This window comes from Pseudomonas sp. NPDC089530 (assembly GCF_050280705.1).
Taxonomy (GTDB): Bacteria; Pseudomonadota; Gammaproteobacteria; order Pseudomonadales; family Pseudomonadaceae; genus Aquipseudomonas.
Genome location: NZ_JBNNVU010000203.1, coordinates 1 through 1733 on the forward strand (window position 1 = coordinate 1; position 1733 = coordinate 1733).

The following is a 1733-nucleotide window of genomic DNA, read 5'->3' on the forward strand; positions in this document are numbered from 1 at the left end:
GGCATCAAAATGCTGATGGCCGCCGGCGTACAGACGGCGATCATCAGCGGACGCAAGACGCCGGTGGTCGAGCGCCGGGCGAAAAATCTGGGGATGTTGCAGAAGTTGCGATAGCCTTCGACGCGGCCCATGTCGAACTTGATGTCGCGACCGGTGGACGCCAGCGAGCAGAAAGTGAAGCGCAGGGCGTCGGTACCGTAGCTGGCGATACCGTCGGCGAACTCCTGGCGGGTCTGCTTCTCGATCTTCTTCGCCAGTTGCGGCTGCATCATGCCGGTGGTGCGTTTCTGCACCAGGGCTTCGAGCTCGATGCCGTCGATGATGTCCAACGGGTCCAGGACGTTGCCCTTGGACTTGGACATCTTCTGGCCCTGGCCGTCGCGGACCAGGCCGTGCACGTACACGGTCTTGAACGGAACCTGCGGCGTGCCGTCTTCGTTCTTCACCAGGTGCATGGTGAGCATGATCATCCGGGCGACCCAGAAGAAAATGATGTCGAAACCGGTCACCAGCACGTCGGTCGGGTGGAAGGTCTTGAGGAACTCGGTCTGCTCCGGCCAGCCCAGGGTGGAGAAGGTCCACAGGCCCGAACTGAACCAGGTGTCGAGAACGTCGTTGTCCTGTTGCAGCGCCACCTCGGGGCCGAGGTTGTGCTTGGCGCGCACTTCGGCTTCGTCGCGGCCGACGTAGACCTTGCCCGCCTCGTCGTACCAGGCCGGGATCCGGTGGCCCCACCACAGCTGGCGGCTGATGCACCAGTCCTGGATATCGCGCATCCAGGAGAAATACATGTTTTCGTACTGCTTCGGCACGAAGGCGATGCGGCCGTCTTCCACGGCGGCAATGGCCGGCTCGGCCAGAGGCTTGGTGGAGACGTACCACTGGTCGGTCAGCCACGGCTCGATGATGGTGCCGGAGCGGTCGCCTTTCGGCACTTTCAGGGCGTGATCGTCGACGCTGACCAGCAGGCCGGCGGCGTCGAACGCGGCCACGATTTCCTTGCGCGCCTGGAAGCGGTTGAGGCCGGCGAATTCGGCCGGCAGGGTGCCGTCGATGTCTTCGTTGACGCTACCGTCGAGGTTGAACACCTGGGCCGCGGCCAGTACTTCGGCGTTCTTGTCGAAGATGTTCAGCAGCGGCAGGTTGTGGCGCTTGCCGACTTCGTAGTCGTTGAAGTCGTGGGCCGGGGTGATCTTCACGCAGCCGGTGCCGAATTCAGGATCGCAGTAGTCGTCGGCGATGATCGGGATGCGCCGGCCCACCAGCGGCAGTTCGACGAACTTGCCGATCAGTGCCTGGTAGCGTTCGTCGTTCGGGTTAACCGCCACGGCGGAGTCGCCGAGCATGGTTTCCGGACGAGTGGTGGCGACGATCAGGTAGTCCAGGCCTTCGGCGGTCTTGGCGCCATCGGCCAGCGGGTAGCGCAGGTTCCACAGCGAACCTTTCTCGTCGTGGTTTTCCACTTCGAGGTCGGAGATCGCGGTGTGCAGCTTGGTGTCCCAGTTGACCAGGCGCTTGCCGCGGTAGATCAGGCCGTCTTCGTGCAGGCGCACGAAGGCTTCTTTAACGGCTTCGGAGAGACCGTCGTCCATGGTGAAGCGTTCGCGGCTCCAGTCCACGGACGAGCCCAGGCGGCGGATCTGACGGCTGATGTTGCCGCCGGACTGATCCTTCCACTCCCAGACTTTCTCCCCACACCCCCTCGATGCCTTCGGCAGCCTGTTGCGGACTCT

The 1733-nt window shown here is 63.4% G+C and carries 1 protein-coding gene; it reads right to left on the minus strand.

What is annotated here, in order from left to right:
• Positions 1-1733, minus strand: a 1733-nt coding sequence (locus tag ACQKQA_RS30250; protein ID WP_427564793.1) for a valine--tRNA ligase, incomplete at both ends; no start/stop codon positions are given.